A 22,572-nucleotide genomic window follows, 5' to 3' on the forward strand; every position below is an offset into this window, starting at 1 on the left:
CTGCATGCAGTGGCCTTTTTAATGCCTGAGGTTTGCGCCGGTCAGCTGCCGACGGCGTCTTCCCGCTCTTCCGGCGCGCGTGTCGCCTTCTCGAAGATCGGCGCCACCAGCAGGCCGACTTCATACAGCAGGCACAGCGGCACGGCCAGCATCAGCTGGCTCATGATGTCCGGCGGCGTCACCACGGCGGCGATGACGAAAGCGCCAACCACCACGTAAGGACGGATCTGCTTGAGCTTGGCCAGCGGAACCAGGCCCATGCGCACCAGCACAATCACGATGATCGGTACTTCGAAGGTAATACCGAACGCCAGGAACATGGTCAGCACGAAGTCGACGTAGCTGTCGATGTCCGGCGCCACCGAGACCGACTTCGGCGCGAAGTTGTTAATGAACGGAAACACCACGCCGAACACGAAGAAGTAGCAGAACGCCACGCCCATCAGAAACAGCAGCGAGGACGAAATCACCAACGGCGCCACCAGGCGCTTCTCGTGCGAATACAAACCCGGCGCGACGAAGGCCCACATCTGGTACAGCACCCACGGCAGCGCGATCATGAAGGCCATCAGCATGGTGACCTTGACCGGGATCAGGAACGGCGTGATGACACCGGTGGCGATCATCTTGCTGCCGACCGGCAATGCGCTGATCATCGGCGCCGCCAGCAGGTCGAAGATATGCGCGGACCACGGCATCATGCACAGGAAAATGATGAGCACCGCTGCCGACGCTTTCACCACGCGGCTGCGCAATTCGATCAGATGCGAAATGAAGGACTCTTCGCTACCTGACGTTTTCTGTTCTTCGGCCATGGAATTACTGCAGGAATGGGATGGAAAACAAGTCCATCGGGATTAGAAAAAACCGGCCGATTTGCCGGCGCCGATAGGACGATATTTGGCTACGCGCGCCGCGGCGGAAATCACGCGGGTGCGGCGACCGCTCTGGTTCTTGTACCAGGAAGGAACGCCGGAAGTGCGCGCCAGTTTCTTCTTGCGGAAATTCTTTGCCTTGATGATCAGCGCTTCCGGGCTGGCGCCGCTGCCAGACGCGGTGCTCCAGCTCGTGCTGCTGCCGGAGCTGCTGTCGTTCCAGGCGTCGTGGATGGAATTCTCGGCGTCGGCGACGCTTTTAGAGATGCTATTGTGGACGTCGCCGGCGGCGTCCTGCACGTCCTTTTGCATCTTGCGCAATTCTTCCAGCTCGATCTCGCGGCTGACTTCCGTCTTTACCTCGTTGATGTAGCGTTGCGCGCGACCGAACAGCGAACCGGCCATGCGCGCCACTTTGGGCAGGCGCTCAGGACCGATCACGACCAGCGCGACAACGCCGATGAGAGCCAGCTTGGAAAGACCGATATCAATCATTGCGAGGGTAACAATCGAAAGTGAATGCCGAAAAAATCAGCGTGCGCGAGGCCGGGCTGGCGGGGCATCAGGAACAACGATAGCCCGCGCAACCTCGCCAAACCACAAGCGGCGAAGCGGTGCGGGCGTCGGCGGAAGACTCAGCTGCCGGATTTTTCTTTGTCTTTGGCTTGCACGTCGATGATGGTTTGGTCCTTGGCGACAGGCTTGTCTTTGTCTTCTTCTTCGCCCTTGACGCCGTCCTTGAAACCCTTGACGGCCTTGCCGAGATCGGAACCCATATTGCCCAGCTTCTTCGTGCCGAACACCACCATGACGATTACCAGAACAATCAACCAATGCCAGATACTGAACGAACCCATTTTTCTCTCCTAAGCGGACACGCGTGCCCTGTATTCAAATAAATCTTTGTTGCAATATTCCTGCCAGGCCGGATGCGTTGTCCTTATCCCTGCAGCACGGACTTGGTGCGCCACGGATGGGCGCCGCCAATGACATGCATGTGGAGATGGTACACCTCTTGGCCGCCGTCCGGGCCTGTATTGAAAAGCGTCTTGAAACCGCCGGTCTTGTTGCCGGTCGCGTCAAGCTGGTAACCGCATCCCTGTTCCTGCGCCAGCTTTGGCGCAAGCAGGGCCATTTTACCCAATAGCGCCGCATGCTTCTCGTCGCAATCGGCCAGCGTGGCGACGTGCAGTTTCGGGATGATCAGGAAATGCACCGGCGCGGCCGGGTTGATGTCGTGGAACGCCAGCACGTCATCGTCTTCGTAGACCTTCTTCGACGGGATCTCCCCGGCGGCGATCTTGCAAAAAATACAGTTATCCAAAGCTGCTCCTCCTGGGGTGTCCCGGTCAATTGCCGTTTTACGGTCGTGAATTCTTAGGCGTTGATTCTGCTGATGATTGTTATGCGTCCGCCGGACGAGCAGCCTTCTCTTCGAGGCCGGACAAGCCTTCGCGGCGCGCCAGTTCGTTGAGCACGTCTTGCGGCTTGAGATCGAAATGCGCCAGCATGACCATCGAGTGGAACCACAGGTCGGCGCACTCGTAGAGCACTTTCGAGGCATCGCCGCTGACGCGCGCATCCTTGGCGGCCATGATGGTTTCTGCGGCTTCTTCACCGATCTTTTTCAGGATGGCGTCGTCGCCCTTGGAGAACAGTTTGGCGACGTACGACGTGGCGGGGTCGCCGCCGTTGGCCAGCTTGCGCGACTCGATCACCTCGGCCAGGCGGCGCAGTGTTTCACTCATGGCGTTACCTTGGGATCTGTCTTGGTCATTGTCTTGCGCACGCGCTTCGGCTTTTCTTTTTCGGGCGCGGCTTCGTCTTTCAGCACCGGCTCGACGGTCTGCCATTCGCCGGTCTCGGCATTGCCTTCGAACTTCTGGAAGAAGCAGGAATGACGGCCGGTGTGGCAGGCGATGCCAGCCACCTGTTCAACCTTGAGCAAGACCACGTCTTCGTCGCAGTCGAGGCGGATTTCATGCACCTTCTGAAAATGGCCGGATTCCTCGCCCTTGTGCCACAGCTTCTTGCGCGAGCGGCTCCAGTACACCGCTTCGCCGGTCTGCACGGTGCGGGCCAGCGCTTCGCGGTTCATCCAGGCGAACATCAGCACGTCGTTGGAGCCGACTTCCTGGGCGATCACCGGCACCAGGCCAACTTCATCCCATTTCACCTTGTTCAGCCATTTTGCACTGATGCTCATGCCAGCCTCATCGGGATGTTCTGATCCGCCATAAAACGTTTCGCTTCCTGCACGGTGTGTTGGCCATAGTGAAAAATGCTCGCCGCCAGAACGGCATCGGCCTTGCCCTGCTTGATGCCGTCAGCCAGATCCTGCAGGCCGCCGACGCCGCCCGAGGCAATCACGGGAATCGCCACCGCATCCGACACCGCGCGCGTGAGCGCCAGGTCGAAGCCGCTGCGGGTGCCGTCACGGTCCATGCTGGTCAGCAGAATTTCGCCGGCGCCGAGTTGCGCCATCTTGCGCGCCCACTCGACTGCGTCCAGCCCGGTGGCGTTGCGGCCGCCGTGCGTGAAGACTTCCCACTTGCCTTCGCCGGTACGTTTGGCATCGATCGCCACCACGATGCATTGCGAACCGTATTTGCTCGCCGCGTCTTCCACCAGTTGCGGATTGGTTACCGCAGAAGTGTTGATGCCGACCTTGTCCGCGCCCGCGTTGAGCAAGCGTCGCACGTCGTCGACCGCGCGCACGCCGCCGCCGACCGTCAGCGGAATGAAGACCTGCGACGCCACCGCTTCGATGATGTCGAGGAGCAAGCCTCGGCCGTCCGAGGAAGCGGTGATGTCGAGGAAGGTGATTTCGTCCGCGCCCTGTTCGTCGTAGCGGCGTGCGATTTCAACCGGGTCGCCGGCGTCGCGCAGCTCAAGGAAATTGACGCCCTTGACGACCCGTCCGGCCGTCACGTCGAGACACGGGATGATGCGTTTTGCGAGTGTCATGATGGTTCGCTGTCGGACCCTTCGGACGCCGTCAATTCATCGGCGCGATCCTGCGCCGAGCTCAGGTCCAGCGTGCCTTCGTAGATCGAGCGGCCGCAGATGACCGCTTCGATGCCTTCGTCCTGCACGCCGCACAGGGCTTCGACGTCCTTGATGTTGTGCACGCCGCCGGAGGCGATGATCGGGATCGCGACCGCCTGCGCCAGGCGCACGGTGGCTTCGATGTTGACGCCGCCCATCATGCCGTCGCGGCCGATGTCGGTGTAGACGATGGCTTCGCAGCCGTAGCCTTCGAACTTCTTCGCCAGGTCGATCACTTCATGGCCGGACAGTTTGCTCCAGCCGTCGGTGGCGACCTTGCCGTCCTTGGCGTCGAGGCCGACGATGATCTGGCCCGGGAACGCGCTGCAGGCATCGTGCAGGAAGCCGGGATTCTTCACCGCGGCGGTGCCGATGATGATGTAGGACAGGCCGTCGTCGAGATAGCGCTCGATGGTGTCGAGGTCGCGGATGCCGCCGCCCAGTTGCACGGGGATTTCCTCGACCTCGTTCTCGACGGCGAAATCACGCACCGCCTTGAGGATGGCCTTGACGGCCGATTCGTTCTTCGGCTTGCCCGCGAAGGCGCCGTTGAGGTCGACCAGATGCAGGCGACGCGCGCCCTGCAGCAGCCAGTGCCGCGCCATTTCGGCGGGGTCCTGGGAGAATACGGTGGCTTGGTCCATATCGCCTTGCTTCAGGCGAACGCAATGACCGTCTTTCAGGTCGATGGCAGGTATCAGCAGCATGGCTACGGTAATGACGTTGAGTAAGTAAAGGGACAGATCAGCGCAAGATGTTCACGATGCGCGTGGCCTGGCGGTGAAAAAAGTACTGCGCAAAAATTAAGCAAAAATCAGGGTTTCCAGTGTACGAAATTCCGGTACAGCTGCAAACCCGCAGCGGCACTTTTTTCCGGATGGAATTGTGTTGCAAAAATATTATCGCGGGCGACGGCGCAAGCGAACGGCGCGCCGTAGACGGTCTCGCCGACGGTGTGCGCGCTCTCGCCGGGCTGCGCGTAGTAGCTGTGCACGAAATAGAAGTAAGCCTGCTCGTCGACACCCTGCCACAGCGGATGGGCGACTTTCTGATGCACGCGGTTCCAGCCCATTTGCGGCACCTTGAAACGCGAACCGTCTTCCTGGACCTGACCGTCGAGCCGGAAGCGCACCACCTTGCCGGGCAACAAGCCAAGGCCTGGCGTATCGCCTTCTTCACTCCAGTCGAACAACATCTGCTCGCCGACGCACACGCCGAACAGGGGCTTGCTGCGCGCGGCGGCAATCACCGCGTCCTGCACGCCGGACTCGCGCAGGCTGCGCATGCAGTCCGGCATGGCGCCCTGGCCCGGCAGCACCACGCGGTCGGCCGCTTCGATGTCGGCGACTTCACCGGAGATGCGCACGTCGGCTTCGGGCGCGACATGACGCAGGGCTTGCGCGACCGAGCGCAGGTTGCCCATTCCGTAATCCACTACAACAATTTTATTCATATCGAAAAATGCAAACGCATGGAAAGTGTCAATGGCGGAACGGACTGTCCCGCCCGGCTCACATTACAGGCTGCCTTTGGTGGAAGGAATCGTTCCCGCCGAACGCGGATCGAGTTCGATCGCCATGCGCAGGGCGCGGCCAAAAGCCTTGAATACGGTTTCGCATTGATGGTGCGCGTTGATGCCGCGCAGATTGTCCACATGCAGCGTGACTTGCGCATGATTGACAAAACCATGGAAGAACTCGCTGGTCAGGTCGACGTCGAAGCCGCCGATCATCGAACGGGTAAAGGGGATGTGATATTCCAGGCCGGGACGGCCGGAGAAGTCGATCACCACGCGCGACAGCGCCTCGTCCAGCGGCACGTAGGCGTGGCCGTAACGGCGGATGCCCTTCTTGTCGCCGATGGCCTTGGCGAAAGCCTGGCCGAGCGTGATGCCGACGTCTTCCACGGTGTGATGCGCGTCAATGTGCAGGTCGCCCTTGGCCTCGATGTCGAGGTCGATCAAACCGTGGCGCGCGATCTGGTCCAGCATGTGATCGAGGAAAGGCACGCCGGTGTCCAGCTTTTGCCGGCCGGTGCCATCCAGGTTGATCGCGACGCGGATTTGCGTCTCGTTGGTGTTGCGGACGACTTCTGCAGTTCGTGGAGTTGACATGATCAGGGTAAAACAGACATTACAAAAATGACAAAGGTGATTCCTGGATGCGCTCTTGAAGCGTTTCTTTCAAGGCGATCAGGAACAGGGAATTCTCTTCGGGCGTACTGACATTGACTCTCAGGCAATTTTGCAGCGATGGATGCATTTTACCGGCATTTTTGACTAATACCTTACGTTGCAGCAGCCCGGCGAATACTTTATCCGCATTTGCCAGCCGGATCAGCAGGAAATTGGCGGCGGAGGGGAACACTTCAATACCGTCAAGCTCCACCAGCGCCGCAGCCAGAGCGGTACGCGCATTGCGCAGGGCCGCCGCCTGACGGTCCAGTTCGGCGGTGTGATCGAGTACGAACTCGGCCGCTGTCTGCGTCAGCACATTGATGTTATAGGGCGGCCGCACCTTGTCGAATTCCTGCAACAAAGCTGCGCCGGCAGCCATATAGCCGAGCCGGATGCCGGCCAGGCCGAGCTTGGAGACGGTGCGCATGACCACCAGATTATTGAATTCCGGCAAGCGCGGCATGAAGCTCTCCTGCGCGAACGGCTGGTAGGCCTCGTCGACCACTACCAGCCCGTACGGTGCGGCGGCTTCGACGATGCGCAGCACATCGGCCATCTCATAGAGCGTGCCGGTGGGATTGTTGGGGTATCCCAGCCAGGTGATGACGGGCTTGTGCGCCTCCATGGCCGCCAGCATGGCGTCGCGGTCGAGCGTGAAGTCAGTCTTGAGCGGCACGCCGATGTACTCCAGCCCGGCGAATTTCGCCGACACGGCGTACATCACGAAGCCCGGCTCGGGCGCCAGGACCTTGGCGCCGGCTTGGGCGCATGCCACCGAGAGAATGGAAATCAGCTCATCCGAACCATTGCCCAGCAGCACGTCGAAACCTGTCGGCACGCCCATGTGGCGGCACAGCTTCTCCTTGAGCAGCGTGTAGGACGGCACCGGATACCGGTTCAGCGTCACTGCGGACAGTCGTTGCCCGAGCTCGTCGCGCAAGGCCTGCGGCAGCGTGTACGGGTTTTCCATGGCGTCGAGTTTGACGAAGCCGGCGGCGTCCGGCACCGGATAGGCGGACAGCGCGCGCACGTCGGCGCGGATGATGCGTTCAACCAGGGACTTGCTCATCGGAGGTCTGTGTCGAAATAGGGTCAAGGTCGGCCAAAAAAAAAAAAAAAGCGCGCAATAGGCCGGGTTCAGTTCAAAGCCGACAAACTGGCGGCCGCAGCGTCTTGCCGCCACCGCCGTGGTGCCGCTGCCCATGAAGGGATCCAGCACCACGCCGCCGGGCGGACACGACGCCTTGATCATGCGCTCGACGATTTCGAGCGGCTTCTGGGTCGGATGGTCGGCGCGCTCCTTGTGCTCGCGATGCAGGCGCGACACGCTCCAGACGTCTTTCGGGTTGTAGCCCATCTCCAGCCATTTGGCGCCAACGAAAATGGAGCGCGAGCGCGCCTTCTTGGTCTGGGCATCGTAAGGAATGCGGATGGCGTCGAGGTCAAAGTAATAATCTTTTGCGCGCGCGAAGAAACCGATCGTGTCATGCACCGAGGAATACTTGCGCGTGCTGCCGCCCATGGACGGCACGCGACGGTCCCAGACGATTTCATTGAGCATGGTCATGCGCCGCTTGAGCATGACGAAAATTTCCGGCGAGTAACGCCAGGTCAGGAAAATGTAAAGGCTGCCGTTCGGCTTGAGCTTGGGAAGCGCGACATCGATCCACTGCTCGGTCCAGGCCAAGTAAGCGTCGTTGTCGAGCTTGTCGGAGTCGTTGCCGTAGTCCTTGCCGAGACCGTAAGGGGGATCGGCGATCAGCAGGTCGATCTCGCCATCGGGAATGCGCGCCAGGCCGTCCAGCGCATCTTCGCAAAAAACGCGGTCGCGCCAGATCATCGCCGACCTGGCAGGGCGGGCTGGATTGGCTGGACGCGCAGTGTCGTCATTTGAAGCGCAACTCGGCGGAGCGGGCATGCGCCTGCAAGCCTTCGCCATAAGCCAGTTCGGCGGCGACCTTGCCCAATGCCTGGGCGCCGGCTTCGCTGACCTGGATGATGCTGGAACGCTTCTGGAAATCGTAGACACCCAGCGGCGACGAGAAACGCGCGGTGCGCGAGGTCGGCAACACGTGGTTGGGACCGGCGCAGTAATCGCCCAGCGCTTCGGATGAAAAACGGCCGAGGAACATGGCGCCGGCGTGGCGGATCTTGTCAGCCCATTGCTGCGGCTGCTCGGTGGAGATTTCAAGATGCTCGGCGGCGATCGCGTTGGCGATCTCGCAGGCTTCGTCCATGTCGCGCACTTTGACCAGCGCGCCGCGATCGGTCAGCGAAGTGCGGATCACGTCCTTGCGCGGCATGGCGTCGAGTTGCTTGTTGATGCTGGCTTCAACTTTGGCGATGTAATCGGCATCCGGGCACAGCAGGATCGATTGCGCCAGTTCGTCGTGCTCGGCCTGCGAGAACAAGTCCATGGCGATCCAGTCGGGATCGGTGCTGCCGTCGCAGATCACGAGGATCTCGGACGGACCGGCGATCATGTCGATGCCGACCGTGCCGAACACGCGGCGCTTGGCGGCGGCGACGTAGGCGTTGCCGGGACCGACGATCTTGTCGACCTGCGGAATCGTGCCGGTGCCGTAGGCCAGCGCACCGACGGCTTGGGCGCCGCCGATGGTGAACACGCGGTCGACGCCGGCAATCGCCGCAGCAGCCAGCACCAGTTCGTTCTTCACGCCGTCCGGGGTCGGCACCACCATGATGACTTCCTGCACGCCGGCCACCTTGGCCGGGATGGCGTTCATCAGCACGGACGACGGATAGGCGGCCTTGCCGCCCGGCACATAGATACCGACGCGATCCAGCGGCGTGACCTTCTGGCCCAGCACGGTGCCGTCGGCTTCGGTATAGAGGAAACCGTCGGAACCGCATTCCTTCTTCTGGCGCTCATGGTAGGCGCGCACGCGGTCGGCGGCGGTCTGCAAGGCGGCGCGGCGCGCGGCGGGCAAACCGTCCAATGCTTTTTTCAACTCGTCCTGGCCGATTTCCAGTGCGGACACGGCGGTAGCGGACAGGCGATCGAAGCGGTTGGTGTATTCCAGCACGGCGGCATCGCCGCGCGCCTTGACGTCGGCCAGGATGCCGGCGGCGGCGCGATCGATGGCCTCGTCCTCGCCGGCTTCAAAGGCCAGCACGGACGACAGCGTTTGCCTGAAGCCGGCGTCGGTGGAATCGAGTTTTCGGATTGCTATGCCCATGATGTCGCCTTCGTTGCTTTCAGTGCTGTCGTGTTCTGCGTATGCGTCTGTTATGCGTTTGCCTGCGACGCTTTTTCGAATGCTTCCAGGATCGGTTGCAGACGTTCGCGCTTCAGTTTCAGCGCGGCCTGGTTCACGACCAGACGCGAGGAAATTTCCATGATGTGTTCGACTTCAACCAGCTTGTTGGCGCGCAGCGTGCCGCCGGTGCTGACGAGGTCGACGATGGCGTCGGACAGGCCGACCAGCGGGCCCAGCTCCATCGAGCCGTACAGCTTGATCAGGTCGACGTGCACGCCCTTGGACGCAAAATGTTCACGCGCGGTCTTGACGTACTTGGTGACCACGCGCAGGCGCGCACCCTGGCGCACCGCGCTGGCGTAGTCGAAACCGTCCTGCACCGCCACCGACAGGCGGCACCTGGCGATGTTCAGGTCGATCGGCTGGTACAGGCCTTCGCCGCCATGCTCGAGCAACACGTCCTTGCCGGCCACGCCGAAATCGGCGGCGCCGTATTGCACGTAGGTCGGCACATCGGAAGCGCGCACGATGATCACGCGCACGGCCGGATCGTTGGTCGGCAGGATCAGCTTGCGCGAGGTCTCGGGATCCTCGGTGACTTCGATGCCGGCAGCCTTGAGCAGCGGCAGTGTTTCTTCGAAGATGCGGCCCTTGGACAGAGCGAGAGTGAGTTGCTGAGTCATTTTTTGCTATCGATTATTTAACGCGTTCGATCTGTGCGCCGATCGACGACAGTTTGTTTTCCATGCGATCATAGCCACGGTCGAGGTGGTAGATGCGTTCCACCACGGTCTCGCCCTGGGCCGCCAGGCCGGCGATCACCAGCGAGGCCGAGGCGCGCAGGTCGGTCGCCATGACCGGTGCGCCGATGAATTTTTCCACACCCGTGACGATGGCGGTATTGCCCTCCACGTCAATGGCCGTGCCCAGGCGGTTGAGCTCCTGGACGTGCATGAAACGGTTCTCGAAGATGGTCTCGGTAACGTGGCTGGTGCCTTCGGCGATGCAGTTCAGCGCCATGAATTGCGCCTGCATGTCGGTCGGGAAGCCTGGGTATTCGGTGGTGCGGAAGCTGACTGCTTTCGGACGGCGCGCCATCTGCACGCGGATCCAGTCCTCGCCGGTAGTCAGGATGGCGCCGGCTTCGCGCAGCTTGTCGAGCGCGGCGTCGAGCAGGTTGCTGCGGGTGTTCTTGAGCGTGACGTCGCCGCCCACGGCCGCCACCGCGCACAGGAAAGTGCCGGTTTCGATGCGGTCGGCGATCACGGTATGCGAAGCGCCGTGCAGCTTGTCGACGCCCTGGATCACCAGGCGGTCGGTGCCGATGCCGTCGATCTTGGCGCCCATCGCGACCAGCAGGTGCGCCAGGTCGCTGACTTCAGGTTCGCGCGCGGCGTTTTCCAGTACCGTTTCGCCTTCGGCCAGCACCGCCGCCATCAGCAGGTTTTCGGTGCCGGTGACGGTGATCATGTCGGTCACGATGCGGGTGCCCTTGAGGCGCTTGGCCTTGGCGTAGATGTAGCCGGCGTCGATGGTGATTTCCGCGCCCATCGCCTGCAAACCCTTGATGTGCTGATCGACCGGACGCGAACCGATGGCGCAGCCGCCCGGCAGCGAGACCTTGGCTTCACCGAAGCGCGCCAGCAGCGGACCGAGCACCAGGATCGAGGCGCGCATGGTCTTCACCAGTTCATACGGCGCTTCCAGCCTGGTGATGTCGCCGCCGTTGAGCGTGACCTTGTTGCCGTCCTGTTCCTGCTCGATACGCAAACCCATCTGGCGCATCAGCTTGAGCATGGTGCTGACGTCCTGCAGGTTGGGGATATTCGACAGGTGCAGGTTGTCGGCAGTCAGCAGGCCTGCGCACAGAATTGGCAGCGCTGCATTCTTGGCGCCGGAGATGACGACGTCGCCGGAAAGGCGGTTGCCGCCGCGGATTAAGAGCTTGTCCATAGGGAAACCTGGGCCTTATTTCTGGAATTCTTCGGGAGTGAGGGTCTTCATCGACAGAGCGTGAATTTCCTCGCGCATGCGATCGCCGAGCGCTGCGTAGACCAGTTGATGGCGCTGGATCAGACGTTTGCCGGCGAAGGAGTCGGACACGATGACGGCGGTAAAGTGCTGGCCGTCGCCCTCGACTTCGAGGTGCGAGCAGGCCAGGCCGGCAGCAATGTAATTTTTAACGAGTTCAGGTGTGGGTAGCATGAGGCGGCTCTTCACTAGGTAATCAAGGTAAATGGCAAACGTCGGACGTTGCCATCAATATGCGTCAATGTGCGCCCGCGCGCAGTTTGTAGCCGCTCTTCAACATCCGTACAGCCAGCGTCGACAGCGCAATGAAGAACACCGAGACAATCGCCAGGCTGATAAAGGGATTGATGTCGGACTGCCCGAAAAAGCCGTAGCGGAAACCGTCAATCATATAAAAGAACGGGTTGAAATGCGAGACCGTTTGCCAGAATGGCGGCAGCGAGTGGATCGAATAGAACACGCCGGCCAGGAAGGTCAGCGGCACGATCAGGAAATTCTGGAACGCCGCCAACTGGTCGAACTTCTCCGCCCAGATGCCGGCGACCAATCCCATGGTGCCGAGGATGGCCGCGCCCAGCAAAGCGAAGATCACGATCCACCACGGCGCCACGAAGCTCAGGTGGCCGAACCACGCCGTCACCACGAATACGCCGGCGCCGACGATCAGGCCGCGCACGACCGCCGCCAGCACGTAGCCGCCGAACATCTCCCAGTGCGACAGCGGCGTCAACAGCACGAACACCAGGTTGCCGGTGATCTTGGACTGGATCAGCGAGGACGAGCTATTGGCGAAGGCATTCTGCAGCACGCTCATCATCACCAGACCGGGCACCAGGAAACCGGTGTATTGCACGCCCGGATACACCTGCACGCGGTCTTGCAGCACGTGGCCGAAGATCAGCAGGTACAGCATGGCCGTCATGATCGGCGCCGTCACGGTTTGCGTGGCGACCTTCCAGAAACGCAGCACTTCCTTGTAAAACAGGGTTTGAAAACCGGTCATTTGACGCCTCCCATGATCTGGATGAAGACATCTTCCAGATCGGCCTGTTGCAACTGCATGTCGTCGATCACCGCACCGCCTTCGCGCAGCGCCGACAGGATCGGCTCGACATCGTTGTAGTCGTTGACGCGCAGCGTGTATTTCAGGCCGGACAACAATTCTTCGGGATGCGTCACCAGCGCACGCAGGCTGTCGGGCAAGCTGCCTGATTTCAGGCGCAGCACCAGTTGCGAACCGGAAATGCGCTTGATCAGCGCATCCGTCGAATCGAGCGCCACCACCTTGCCGAACTTCAGCATGGCGATGCGGTTGCACAGCGCCTGGGCTTCTTCCAGATAATGCGTGGTCAGCACGATGGTGTGACCTTCGCGATTGAGGCGGCCGATGAATTTCCACAAGGTCTGGCGCAACTCGACGTCGACGCCTGCGGTCGGCTCGTCGAGCACGATCACCGGCGGCTTGTGCACCAGCGCCTGGGCCACCAGCACGCGCCGCTTCATGCCGCCGGACAGCGCGCGCATGTTGGTGTCGGCCTTGTTGGTCAGGTCCAGGTTGTCCATCACCTCGTCGATCCAGCGGTCATTGTTCTTCAGGCCGAAATAACCGGACTGCATGCGCAGCGTTTCACGCACGGTGAAGAACGGGTCGAACACCAGCTCCTGTGGCACTACGCCGAGCTTGGTGCGCGCCGCGCGGTAATCGGTGACGACGTCGTGGCCATGAATGGTGACCGAACCGGAGTCGGCGCGATTGAGGCCGGCCACGATGGAAATCAGCGTGGTTTTGCCGGCGCCATTGGGGCCGAGCAAGCCGAAAAATTCACCCTCTTCTATCGAGAGCGAAACACCGCCCAGCGCCTGCAGCGACTGATAGCGTTTTTCGACATTGTTGATCTGTAGAGCTGCCATTATTTGGTCCGCATTCGGGACGCGTCAGAGTAAGCAAAAAGGAACGAATCAGGCTGCCGGCCTTTTGCAACAAGGCAACAAGCGGTGCAGCGAAACGTTGGATTATAGGGGATTTCCGCTCTTGCAGCCGGAATGGGGGGAAGCGGCTGGCCGGCATTGCCGGCGGCCTTCAGGAGATCAGTGGTGTCGGTCAGATGCAGAAGTCGGCGCACCCAGCAGCGACGCGGCGCCGTACAGGTCGACCAGGCTTTGCAGATTGGCCGGCAACGCACCGAAGTCCAGCGCCGCACCGCGTTGGGCAGCGGCGCGACGCCAGGCCAGCAGCGTGGCCACGGCCGAGGAATCCACGGTAGCGACCGCGCTGACGTCGATGCCGGTCTGGCCCGCAGCGATGGCCGCCAGGCCCTCGCGCAGGACGGTACTGGCATTGGTGAAAGTCAGCGAGGCGCCGGGCTTGAACATGGTGCGCTTTCCAGTGGGTCAGGTCAGGTTACTTCTTGCCCGAACGCGCAGCCAGCTGCTTGTTCTTGTCGGACAGGCTCTTGATCAGGCCGTCGATGCCGCCCTTGGTGATTTCACTGTTGAAGGTGCCCTTGTAGGCCTCAACCAGCCAGGCGCCCATCACGTTGACGTCGTACATTTTCCATCCCGACGACAGCTTCTCGAGACGATAGCTCAGCTGGATCGGTTCGCCGCGCGACTGGATCACTTGCGAGCGCACTTCCACTTCGGTGTCGGCCGGATCGGCGCGCAGCGGCTTGTATTCGACCTTCTGGTCGCGGATTTGCGACAGCGCGCCGGAATAGGTGTAGATCAGCAGGCTGCGGAATTCGGTGATCAGCTGTTTTTGCTGTTCCGGTGTGGCCTGGCGCCCGGCCGCCAGCGAAGTCATGCGCTCGGAATCGACGTACGGCAGGATTTTTTCTTCCACCAGCGCAACGATGCGGTTGATGTTGCCGGCCTGGATTTCCTTGTCGCTCTTGGCGGTGTTGATGACGTCGTCGCTGATGCGCTTGACCAGCGCGTCAGGCGCTTCCTGCGCCGAAGCGGTGGAAGCGAAGGCAAACGTTAGCGCGGAAGCCGACACGGCAATCGCCAGGAATTTGGTAAGCATGTTCATAATCTACGATCCATTCATAAATAAGGTGCCACGATCCGTTCTCGTTACCGCTTCAGCCGTCCCGGACATGATCCGGCGCGCTGTTGTCGGCCCACTTTGCCATAAAAATACGGCGCGTGTCCGGCAGGCATCCAAACGGATACCGGATATACAACGTGGTTGCATTCTCCGGATTTTCAAGTGAGGCCGGGCGCGATGAACGCGCCCGGCCGGTTTCACCTGTAATGCAGGTCGCTCGCCGGTTACGGCTTGACGACTTCTTCCTTGCTGCGATGATCGTCCTTGATGCCGTCGATCTGCGACTGACGGCTTTGCAGATAGGTGTCGCGCACAAAGTCATACTTGTCCAGCGCGGCGTCTTCCAGCAGGTTGGAAGCGTCCAGCAACTGCGCGCGCTTGTCGATCACGCGCACCACCGAACCGACGTTACGCCAGCGCACCGGCTTCTTGTACGACCACAGATCGCCGTAGAAATCGGCAGGCAGCGCTGCAGTGTCGCGAATCGTCGACGGTCCCAGCAACGGCAGCACGACGTACGGACCGGAGCCTACGCCCCATTTGCCCAGTGTCTGACCGAAATCGGACTTTTGCTTCGGCAGGCGGGCCTCGGTACTGACGTCGAGCACGCCGACCAGACCGAAGGTGGTGTTGACCGCCACACGCATGAAGCTGGTGACGCCGGTTTCAATGCGGCCTTGCAGTACCTGGTTCACCGCCGACCAGAGATCGCCGATATTGCCGAAGAAATTGCCGATGCCGGTCTGCACAAAATTCGGCAGGACGAACTGATATGCCTGCGCGGCCGGCTTCAGCGCCACCTTGTCGACGGTGTCGTTGAAACTGAACATCGCGCGGTTGAAGCCTTCAAGCGGGTCGTTCGGGTTTTGCGACGTCGCGCAACCACTGAGCGCGGCGACCATGGCCAGCGCCGCAATGCGAGCTGCTATTTTCATTTTGAATTATCCTTTCCCTCTGCTGCCTTGCTATATAAGAACTGGCTGATCAGGTTCTCCAGCACGATCGCCGATTGCGTCATCTTGATCGTGTCGCCTGCCGCCAGATTTTTTACATCACCCCCCGGTTCGATACCGACGTATTGCTCGCCAAGCAGGCCTGAAGTCAGTATCTTGGCGGAACTATCCTTTGGAAACTGGTAGCGCTCGTCCATGTTGAGCGTCACCGATGCCTGAAATGTCTTGTCGTCGAAGCGGATCGCGTCCACACGTCCGACCACCACGCCGGCGCTCTTGACCGCTGCGCGCGGCTTGAGGCCGCCGATGTTGTCGAACTTGGTGGTGATCGAATAGGTCTTCTGGCTGAACGAGAACGAGCTCATGTTGCCCGCCTTGAGCGCGAGGAAAACCAGCGCGGCCGCTCCCAGCAAGACAAACAAACCCACCCACACGTCTAATGTTTTACGTTGCATACACTGCCATCCTAAAAATCAATCCGAAGCCCGCGATGAAGTTCGTTGCGGACTTGCCCTCATTATCCTGACCGCCCTGCCTTAGCTGAACATCAGCGCCGTCAGCAGGAAGTCCAATCCCAACACCATCAGCGAAGCGATCACGACCGTGCGCGTGGTGGCGCGCGAAACGCCTTCGGGGGTCGGCTTGGCTTCATAGCCCTGATACAGGGCAACAAAGGTTACCGCAATACCGAAAACGATGCTCTTGAGCACGCCGTTGGCGATGTCGTTCCACACATCCACGCCGCCCTGCATCTGCGACCAGAACGCGCCTTCGTCGACGCCGATCATCAGTACACCCACAATATAACCACCGATCACACCGACGGCACTAAAAATCGCGGCCAGCACTGGCATGGCAACAACACCGGCCCAGAAGCGCGGCGCGACCACGCGCTGCAGCGGATCGACGGCCATCATTTCCATTGCCGACAATTGCTCGCCGGCCTTCATCAGACCGATCTCCGCCGTCAGCGACGTGCCTGCGCGGCCGGCGAACAGCAAGGCCGTCACGACCGGCCCCAGCTCGCGCGTCAGCGACAGGGCCACCAGCAGGCCCAGCGCCTGTTCGGAACCGTATTTGTTGAGCGTGTAATAACCTTGCAGGCCCAGCACGAAGCCGACGAACAGGCCCGACACGGCGATGATGACCAGCGAATAATTACCGATGAAGTGGATCTGGTCGGTGATCAGACGCGGACGCCGCCACAGGCCGCCCGACGAGCGGATCACGGTCCAGAACATGCGCGCGGCGAAACCGAGGCCGAGCACGAATTCGCGCACGGAGCGGCCGATGCCGCCCAGGAAACCAGCGATCATTGACGACCTCCCAGGCCGACGTCCTCTGCCAACGAGCGGCCCGGATAATGGAACGGCACCGGGCCGTCGGCCTCGGCGTGCACGAATTGCTTCACATACGGGTCTTGCGAGGCGCGCATTTCATCAGGAGTGCCTTGCGCGACGATCTTGCCTGCCGACAGGAAGTAGACGTAGTCGGCGATGCCGAACGACTCGTTGACGTCATGCGACACCAGGATCGAGGTCGAGCCGAGCGCGTCGTTGAGCTTGCGGATCAGGTTGGCGGTGACGCCCATGGAAATCGGATCGAGCCCGGCGAACGGCTCGTCATACATGATCAGCGCGGGATCCAGCGCAATCGCGCGCGCCAGCGCCACACGGCGCGCCATGCCGCCGGAAATCTCGGCCGGCTTGAGCGATGCGGCATTGCGCAGGCCGACCGCATTGAGCTTGAGCAGCACCAGGTCGCGGATCAGTTCTTCCGGCAGGTCGGTGTGTTCATGCAGCGGGAAGGCGACGTTGTCGAACACCGTCATGTCGGTAAACAGCGCGCCGTTCTGGAACAGCATGCCCATCTTGCGGCGCAGGCGGTACAGGTCGCGCGTGTCGAGCGACGGCACGTTCTCGCCGTCCACCGTCAGCGTGCCCGACTGCGGGCGCAACTGACCGCCGATCAGGCGCAGGATGGTGGTCTTGCCGGAGCCGGATCCGCCCATGACGGCAATCACTTTTCCACGCGGGAAGTCCATGCGGAGGCCCGACAGGATCGGGCGGTCCCCATAACCAAAGTGCAAGTCGCGGATTTCTACGATGTTAGGCAAGACGAATACCAAGAATTCTCCAAAGGCGACATTGTAGAGCAAAAACAGCAATTGCTTTCGGCGAGACAATAGGCAGTGTAAATACAATCCAACGGCAAGCTGGGCATTTAACGTCTTGAAACAAACAGGCAACACTTTAACTGACCAATTCCAGCGACTTGAGATGCGCTTTTTATGTTTCCGCGCCGCAGCACAAAGCTTGCCAAGGATGCCGCTCCGGCCACAGCAAAGCTGCGGACCGGCCGCCCGACTTGATACAATACCGCTTTTGATTAAGAAAGAATTTTGTCATGAGCCTCAAATGCGGCATCGTCGGCCTGCCCAACGTCGGTAAATCGACCCTGTTCAATGCCTTGACCAAGGCGGGCATTCCCGCTGAAAACTACCCGTTCTGCACCATCGAACCGAACGTCGGCATGGTCGAAGTGCCCGATCCGCGCCTGCAGGCGCTGGCAGAAATCGTCAAGCCGGAACGCATTCTTTCGGCAACCGTGGAGTTCGTCGACATCGCCGGCCTGGTGGCGGGCGCCTCCAAGGGCGAAGGCCTGGGCAACCAGTTCCTGTCCCACATCCGCGAAACCGATGCCATCGTCAACGTGGTGCGCTGCTTCGAAGATCCGAACGTGATTCACGTGGCCGGCAAGGTCAGCCCGCTGGACGACATCGCCGTGATCCAGACCGAACTGGCGCTGGCCGACATGGGCACCGTCGAGAAGGCAATCCACCGCGAACAGAAAAAAGCCCGTTCGGGCGACAAGGACGCCGCCAAGCTGGTGGCGCTGCTGGAACGCATCATGCCGGCGTTGGACGATGCCCAACCGGTGCGCGCACTCGGCCTCGACGCTGAAGAAATGGCGCTGATCAAACCGCTGTGCCTGATCACGGCCAAGCCGGCCATGTATGTGGCCAACGTCTCCGACACCGGCTTCACCGACAACCCGCTGCTGGACCTGTTGACCAAATACGCGGCGGAACAAGGCGCTCCGATCGTCGCCATCTGCGCCTCCATCGAATCGGAAATCGCCGACCTCGACGACGCCGACAAGGCCGAGTTCCTGGCCGACATGGGCATGGAAGAACCGGGTCTGGATCGCCTGATCCGCGCCGCCTTCAAGCTGCTCGGCCTGCAGACCTACTTCACCGCAGGCGTCAAGGAAGTGCGCGCCTGGACCGTGCCGGTCGGCGCCACCGGCCCGCAAGCCGCCGGCGTGATCCACACCGACTTTGAACGCGGCTTCATCCGCGCGCAGACCATCGCCTATGAAGACTTCATCGCCTACAAGGGTGAAAACGGCGCCAAGGAAGCGGGCAAGATGCGCGCCGAAGGCAAGGAATACGTGGTCAGGGACGGCGACGTGATGAACTTCCTGTTCAACGTCTGAGTCAGCGTCGTTCTTATGAGCAGCAAGAAGCACAACAAACCTGCGGCGGCGCCTGCCACTGCCGCCGCAGGTTCCAGCGGCGCCAGCCCTGTCGCAACGATCCCGGAAATCCGGCCGGGCCAGTCGGTCGAACTGCTCAAGGAATTGCACATCCTGACGCGCGACGGCAAGCTCAACCAGGACAGCCGCCGCAAGCTCAAGCAGGTCTATCACCTGTACCAGTTCATCGAACCGCTGCTGCAGGAAATCCGCAACACGCATCCCGATGTCAGCGTGGTCGATCATGGCGCCGGCAAGTCTTACCTCGGCTTCATTCTGTACGACCTGTTCTTCAAGGCGCTGGAAGGCAATTCGCGCATCTACGGCATCGAGACGCGCGAAGAACTGGTGCAGAAATCGACCGCGCTGGCCAAACGCCTGGGCTTTCCGGGCATGTCCTTCCTCAACCTGTCGGTGGCGGACTCGATCGGCTCGACCGCCCTGCCCGAACAGATTGACGTCGTCACCGCACTGCACGCCTGCGACACGGCGACCGACGACGCCATCCATTTCGCGCTGAAAAAACACGCGCAGTTCATCGTGCTGGTGCCGTGCTGCCAGGCCGAAGTCGCCTCCGTGCTCAACCGCAACAAGGGCGCCTCGCTGGGTCGCACTTCGCTGACCGAGCTATGGCGCCATCCGCTGCACACGCGCGAATTCGGCAGCCAGGTCACCAACGTGCTGCGCTGCCTGCAACTGGAGGCGCACGGCTACCAGGTCAGCGTCACGGAACTGGTCGGCTGGGAACACTCGATGAAAAATGAACTGATCATCGCCCGCTACAAGGACCTGCCGCGCAAGCGGCCAACCGAACGCTTGCAGGACGTGTTGCAGTCGCTCGGCCTGGAAGAAATGGGTGAGCGTTTTTTCAGCACGCTGTAAGCCAATCGCGGCGCGCTGGTGGTAAGCTTGTGCGTCCGCAGCAAATCCGCTGCCGGGCAAGGGGAACGCGGCTCAGGCCAGCGTTGAGGGTATCAAGGGAAACAAGCAAAAACGGCACAAGACCGGACCACGATGAATAGCGCTGTCGACACCCAGGCACTGATGGAAGAAAACCAGCAGTTGCACGCCGAGTTGCAGGACCTGCTGGAGCAGGCCCGGATCAACCAGCAAATCATGCAGCGCCACCAGGCTTTCGACCTGCGCCTGATCGGCTCAAGCGAATTCCGCGACCTGATCGAAACGGTGTCGCTCTTGATGCCCAACACCTTCAACCTGGAAATCGTCACGCTCTCGCTGGTCGACTACGCGTTCGACGTGCGCCGCATCCTGCACGACCTGCAAATCGGCCTCGACGAATATCCCAACCTGCTGTTCCGGGCCGAAGACGGCCCCGCCCTGCCGCTGGAAAAACCCACGCTCGGCCCCTATCAGGATGACGTGCACCAATCGCTGTTCCCGACCTACCGGCCCGCCAGCGTGGCGATCCTGCCGCTGACGCGTCATCAGACGCTGATCGGCTACCTGGCCCTGGGCAGCGCCCATGAAGGCCGCTTCACCGGCAACCTGGCGACCGACTTCATCGAACGGCTGGCCTCGGTGGTGGCGATCTGCCTGGAAAACGTCATCAACAATGAGCGCCTCAAGCACATCGGATTGACCGACCCGCTCACCGGCGTCAACAACCGCCGCTACATCGAACAACGCATGCAGGAAGAAATCGGCCGCGCCCAACGCGACCGCTCGGCGCTGTCCTGCCTGTTCATCGACATCGACCACTTCAAACGCGTCAACGACAAGTTCGGCCACCAGAGCGGCGACGACGTGTTGCGCGAAGTGGCCACACGCATCAAGAAGGAATTGCGCCTGAGCGATTCGCTCGGCCGTTACGGCGGCGAAGAATTCATCGTGCTGCTGACCCAGGCGACCTTGCACGATGCCGAACGCATCGCCGAACGGATCCGCGCCAGCGTGGCCCAGCAGGCCATCGAGATTGCCGGCGCGGATGAAGCGCTGCAGGTGACCGTCTCCATCGGCGCCGCCTCACAAACACCGCCCGACCGCAGCATGCCGGCCGACCAGGCGCGTCAGAAACTGATCGCCAGCGCCGACGAAGCGCTCTACCGCGCCAAGGAAGGCGGCCGCAACCGGGTGATGCTGGCCGGCTGAAAACGCCTCAGCCGGATCTCGCTGCGCGGTCGCGCACCAGCCACGGCGTGGCGATGATCAAGGCGCCGCCGATCAGATCCTGGACGCGCAATTCCGCCGCGCCGAACAGCCACGCCGATACCGAGGCGATGATGATTTCCACCAGCATGACCACCGCCGTGATGTTCGCCGGCAGCCGCGCCACGCCGTATTGCAGGCACAGGTTGGACACCATGAACAGCACCGACCACAAGGCCAGCGTCGGCACCGACAGCGCGCCGATGGCGCCGGGCCAGGCGATCAATCCGGATGCCGCCAGCGCCGCACCCAGGATAATCGAGAGCAGCGCGCCGCCGCTCAGCATGGCGACCGCACGGGCGCCGTCGGCAACCCCATGCAGGCGACGCAACATGATGTTGTTGACGGCGAAGAAGAAACCGCCGGCCAGCGCCACCCAGTCGGCCAGATCGTGCGGCAAGGACACACCGATGGCCGGCTGATACAACACGATGACGGCGCCGGTGAGGCCCAGTGCAATCCGTAGCAAGGCGCGCTGCGTGATCGGCTCGTGCAGCACCAGTCGCGCCAGGATCACGGCCCAGATCGGCATCAGGTAAAACAGCAGCACCACGCGCACCACGTCGCCGAACGCCACCGCGCCGTTGAAGGCGGTGTTGGTCAGGCCGGATGCAATCGCCACGTAAACCAGCTCGGGATGCTTGCCGATCTCGCGCAGCGATTTGCGCTTGAGCAGCAGCATCCAGATCGTGCAGCAGGAAAAGATGATCGCGGTCGCCCACAGCGGATGGATGCCCTGCTGCTGGAGCGATTTGAAGGCGATCCAGGACAAGCCCCAGATGGTGGTATTGACGAGCAGTGCGCCGACTGCGCGCGGCGGGATGTGTTGCATGAATACCGTTTCAAAAGAAAACGCGACCGTCATTGTAATCGGGTCGCGTGCTTTCTTCGTCTGTTGCTCAGCAATACCTCATATGACCTGGAACCCATGAGTGCCGTCGCGGCCGAGCTGCTCGACCAGGCCGAACTCCCAGTCGAGGTAGGCCTGCATGGCGGAGGCGGGATTGTCGGTGCCTTCGTAGGGACGACGGTAGCGGTCGATGCGCGGCGAGGCCAGCGCAGTCGCGCCGGTCTCAAGCGGCAGGCCGACGACCTTCCAGCCGTTGTTGCCGCCTTCCAGCAGGAACACCGGCTTGTCGGTCAGCGCCGCCAGGTCGCCGATGACGAATGCCGCCAACAGGCTGCTGCCGCAGGTAACCACGTAACGCTCGGCTGCAGGTACCTTCTGCAAGGCTTGCGCCAGTTGCGAGCGCAAGGCAAACCAGGCGCCGGGAATATGCTGTTTGACGTAATTCGCGCTGGTGGAGAAATCCAGCACCACAGTACCCTTGCCTGCCTTGCCTTTGGCTTTGTCTTGTTCCAGCCAGCCGGCCAATGTCTGCGGCGTAATTTTTTCAGAGGACGGCGCCGGCGGCAATTCACGCGGCGCCGGGCCTTGCTCGCTGAACTGCGGCGCGGTCGCGCCATCGAGCACGTAGACTTCCCACGCCATTTGCGCCAGCCACGACGCCGTCAT

Annotated in this window: 28 protein-coding genes and 1 pseudogene; 3 read left to right on the forward strand and 26 right to left on the reverse strand. The window is 61.5% G+C overall.

Annotated features, from left to right (window positions below; genetic code table 11):
- Window positions 1-41: 41 nt before the first annotated feature.
- The 24 genes and pseudogenes from tatC to HLUSI_RS0114650 form a co-directional block, all read right to left on the reverse strand.
- Window positions 42-815 carry a twin-arginine translocase subunit TatC gene (gene tatC / locus HLUSI_RS0114535; RefSeq protein ID WP_016834681.1) on the reverse strand — a complete coding sequence of 258 codons (774 nt, stop codon included), beginning with the start codon at window positions 813-815 and terminating at the stop codon, window positions 42-44.
- A 42-nt stretch (window positions 816-857) separates the two neighbouring features.
- Window positions 858-1,370 carry a Sec-independent protein translocase protein TatB gene (gene tatB, locus HLUSI_RS0114540; RefSeq protein ID WP_016834682.1) on the reverse strand — a complete coding sequence of 171 codons (513 nt, stop codon included), beginning with the start codon at window positions 1,368-1,370 and terminating at the stop codon, window positions 858-860.
- A gap of 140 nt (window positions 1,371-1,510) precedes the next feature.
- Window positions 1,511-1,732, reverse strand: a complete 222-nt coding sequence (gene tatA / locus HLUSI_RS0114545) for a Sec-independent protein translocase subunit TatA (RefSeq protein WP_016834683.1) — start codon at window positions 1,730-1,732, stop codon at window positions 1,511-1,513.
- Window positions 1,733-1,815: 83 nt separating this feature from the next.
- Window positions 1,816-2,199, reverse strand: coding sequence for a histidine triad nucleotide-binding protein (locus tag HLUSI_RS0114550; RefSeq protein ID WP_016834684.1), 384 nt, complete (start codon window positions 2,197-2,199; stop codon window positions 1,816-1,818).
- 79 nt (window positions 2,200-2,278) lie between these two features.
- Window positions 2,279-2,623, reverse strand: a complete 345-nt coding sequence (locus HLUSI_RS0114555) for a phosphoribosyl-ATP diphosphatase (protein ID WP_016834685.1) — start codon at window positions 2,621-2,623, stop codon at window positions 2,279-2,281.
- Window positions 2,620-3,081, reverse strand: coding sequence for a phosphoribosyl-AMP cyclohydrolase (hisI, locus tag HLUSI_RS0114560; RefSeq protein WP_016834686.1), 462 nt, complete (start codon window positions 3,079-3,081; stop codon window positions 2,620-2,622). Before hisI ends, HLUSI_RS0114555 begins: the two co-directional genes overlap by 4 nt.
- The gene (gene hisF / locus HLUSI_RS0114565; protein WP_016834687.1) at window positions 3,078-3,842 is read right to left on the reverse strand and encodes an imidazole glycerol phosphate synthase subunit HisF; all 765 of its coding nucleotides are present in this window, start codon (window positions 3,840-3,842) and stop codon (window positions 3,078-3,080) included. The genes hisI and hisF overlap by 4 nt, the downstream gene beginning before the upstream one ends.
- On the reverse strand, window positions 3,839-4,630 hold the full coding sequence (gene hisA, locus HLUSI_RS0114570; RefSeq protein ID WP_016834688.1) for a 1-(5-phosphoribosyl)-5-[(5-phosphoribosylamino)methylideneamino]imidazole-4-carboxamide isomerase: 792 nt from the start codon (window positions 4,628-4,630) through the stop codon (window positions 3,839-3,841). The genes hisF and hisA overlap by 4 nt, the downstream gene beginning before the upstream one ends.
- A 107-nt stretch (window positions 4,631-4,737) precedes the next feature.
- Window positions 4,738-5,376, reverse strand: a complete 639-nt coding sequence (hisH, locus tag HLUSI_RS0114575; protein ID WP_029363540.1) for an imidazole glycerol phosphate synthase subunit HisH — start codon at window positions 5,374-5,376, stop codon at window positions 4,738-4,740.
- Between the two features lie 63 nt (window positions 5,377-5,439).
- Window positions 5,440-6,036 (reverse strand): imidazoleglycerol-phosphate dehydratase HisB, encoded by a 597-nt coding sequence (gene hisB, locus HLUSI_RS0114580; RefSeq protein WP_016834690.1) that lies wholly within the window; start codon window positions 6,034-6,036, stop codon window positions 5,440-5,442.
- A 19-nt stretch (window positions 6,037-6,055) separates the two neighbouring features.
- Window positions 6,056-7,168, reverse strand: coding sequence for a histidinol-phosphate transaminase (hisC, locus tag HLUSI_RS0114585; protein ID WP_029363545.1), 1,113 nt, complete (start codon window positions 7,166-7,168; stop codon window positions 6,056-6,058).
- Between the two features lie 48 nt (window positions 7,169-7,216).
- Window positions 7,217-7,939: pseudogene (locus HLUSI_RS28750) on the reverse strand (DNA-methyltransferase); the annotation flags it as partial.
- A gap of 46 nt (window positions 7,940-7,985) precedes the next feature.
- A complete protein-coding gene (gene hisD, locus HLUSI_RS0114595) occupies window positions 7,986-9,299 on the reverse strand; it encodes a histidinol dehydrogenase (protein WP_016834692.1) in 1,314 nt (437 codons plus the stop codon).
- Window positions 9,300-9,349: 50 nt separating this feature from the next.
- Window positions 9,350-10,003 (reverse strand): ATP phosphoribosyltransferase, encoded by a 654-nt coding sequence (hisG, locus tag HLUSI_RS0114600; protein WP_016834693.1) that lies wholly within the window; start codon window positions 10,001-10,003, stop codon window positions 9,350-9,352.
- Window positions 10,004-10,016: 13 nt separating this feature from the next.
- On the reverse strand, window positions 10,017-11,273 hold the full coding sequence (gene murA, locus HLUSI_RS0114605; RefSeq protein WP_016834694.1) for a UDP-N-acetylglucosamine 1-carboxyvinyltransferase: 1,257 nt from the start codon (window positions 11,271-11,273) through the stop codon (window positions 10,017-10,019).
- Window positions 11,274-11,288: 15 nt separating this feature from the next.
- Window positions 11,289-11,525, reverse strand: coding sequence for a BolA family protein (locus HLUSI_RS0114610; protein WP_029363541.1), 237 nt, complete (start codon window positions 11,523-11,525; stop codon window positions 11,289-11,291).
- A gap of 64 nt (window positions 11,526-11,589) precedes the next feature.
- A complete protein-coding gene (locus HLUSI_RS0114615) occupies window positions 11,590-12,354 on the reverse strand; it encodes an ABC transporter permease (RefSeq protein ID WP_016834696.1) in 765 nt (254 codons plus the stop codon).
- On the reverse strand, window positions 12,351-13,262 hold the full coding sequence (locus HLUSI_RS0114620) for an ABC transporter ATP-binding protein (RefSeq protein ID WP_016834697.1): 912 nt from the start codon (window positions 13,260-13,262) through the stop codon (window positions 12,351-12,353). The genes HLUSI_RS0114615 and HLUSI_RS0114620 overlap by 4 nt, the downstream gene beginning before the upstream one ends.
- Window positions 13,263-13,439: 177 nt before the next feature.
- A complete protein-coding gene (locus tag HLUSI_RS0114625) occupies window positions 13,440-13,724 on the reverse strand; it encodes an STAS domain-containing protein (RefSeq protein ID WP_016834698.1) in 285 nt (94 codons plus the stop codon).
- A gap of 28 nt (window positions 13,725-13,752) precedes the next feature.
- A complete protein-coding gene (locus tag HLUSI_RS0114630) occupies window positions 13,753-14,382 on the reverse strand; it encodes an MlaC/ttg2D family ABC transporter substrate-binding protein (RefSeq protein ID WP_016834699.1) in 630 nt (209 codons plus the stop codon).
- Between the two features lie 242 nt (window positions 14,383-14,624).
- Complete coding sequence (locus tag HLUSI_RS0114635) at window positions 14,625-15,335, reverse strand: MlaA family lipoprotein (protein WP_016834700.1); 711 nt, start codon at window positions 15,333-15,335, stop codon at window positions 14,625-14,627.
- Window positions 15,332-15,808: an outer membrane lipid asymmetry maintenance protein MlaD gene (gene mlaD, locus HLUSI_RS0114640; RefSeq protein ID WP_029363542.1), complete on the reverse strand. Its 477-nt coding sequence runs from the start codon at window positions 15,806-15,808 to the stop codon at window positions 15,332-15,334. The genes HLUSI_RS0114635 and mlaD overlap by 4 nt, the downstream gene beginning before the upstream one ends.
- An 81-nt stretch (window positions 15,809-15,889) precedes the next feature.
- Window positions 15,890-16,669 (reverse strand): lipid asymmetry maintenance ABC transporter permease subunit MlaE, encoded by a 780-nt coding sequence (mlaE, locus tag HLUSI_RS0114645; RefSeq protein ID WP_016834702.1) that lies wholly within the window; start codon window positions 16,667-16,669, stop codon window positions 15,890-15,892.
- Window positions 16,666-17,469 (reverse strand): ABC transporter ATP-binding protein, encoded by an 804-nt coding sequence (locus HLUSI_RS0114650; protein WP_029363543.1) that lies wholly within the window; start codon window positions 17,467-17,469, stop codon window positions 16,666-16,668. Before HLUSI_RS0114650 ends, mlaE begins: the two co-directional genes overlap by 4 nt.
- A gap of 290 nt (window positions 17,470-17,759) precedes the next feature.
- Between HLUSI_RS0114650 and ychF the strand changes: the two genes are divergently transcribed.
- From ychF to HLUSI_RS0114665, 3 genes are all read left to right on the forward strand, one after another.
- Entirely contained in the window at window positions 17,760-18,851 is a 1,092-nt protein-coding gene (ychF, locus tag HLUSI_RS0114655; RefSeq protein WP_016834704.1) for a redox-regulated ATPase YchF, read from the forward strand.
- Window positions 18,852-18,866: 15 nt separating this feature from the next.
- Window positions 18,867-19,772 (forward strand): class I SAM-dependent methyltransferase, encoded by a 906-nt coding sequence (locus tag HLUSI_RS0114660; protein ID WP_016834705.1) that lies wholly within the window; start codon window positions 18,867-18,869, stop codon window positions 19,770-19,772.
- Between the two features lie 132 nt (window positions 19,773-19,904).
- The gene (locus tag HLUSI_RS0114665; protein WP_016834706.1) at window positions 19,905-20,999 is read left to right on the forward strand and encodes a sensor domain-containing diguanylate cyclase; all 1,095 of its coding nucleotides are present in this window, start codon (window positions 19,905-19,907) and stop codon (window positions 20,997-20,999) included.
- Between the two features lie 7 nt (window positions 21,000-21,006).
- Here the strand turns inward: HLUSI_RS0114665 and HLUSI_RS0114670 are convergent, their stop codons facing one another.
- Both HLUSI_RS0114670 and HLUSI_RS0114675 read right to left on the reverse strand, forming a co-directional pair.
- Complete coding sequence (locus HLUSI_RS0114670; RefSeq protein WP_029363544.1) at window positions 21,007-21,888, reverse strand: DMT family transporter; 882 nt, start codon at window positions 21,886-21,888, stop codon at window positions 21,007-21,009.
- Between the two features lie 78 nt (window positions 21,889-21,966).
- The coding region (locus HLUSI_RS0114675; RefSeq protein WP_016834708.1) for a rhodanese-like domain-containing protein at window positions 21,967-22,572 on the reverse strand (606 nt) is incomplete at its 5' end.

The sequence above is a fragment of the Herbaspirillum lusitanum P6-12 genome (genome assembly GCF_000256565.1).
GTDB lineage: Bacteria > Pseudomonadota > Gammaproteobacteria > Burkholderiales > Burkholderiaceae_D > Herbaspirillum > Herbaspirillum lusitanum.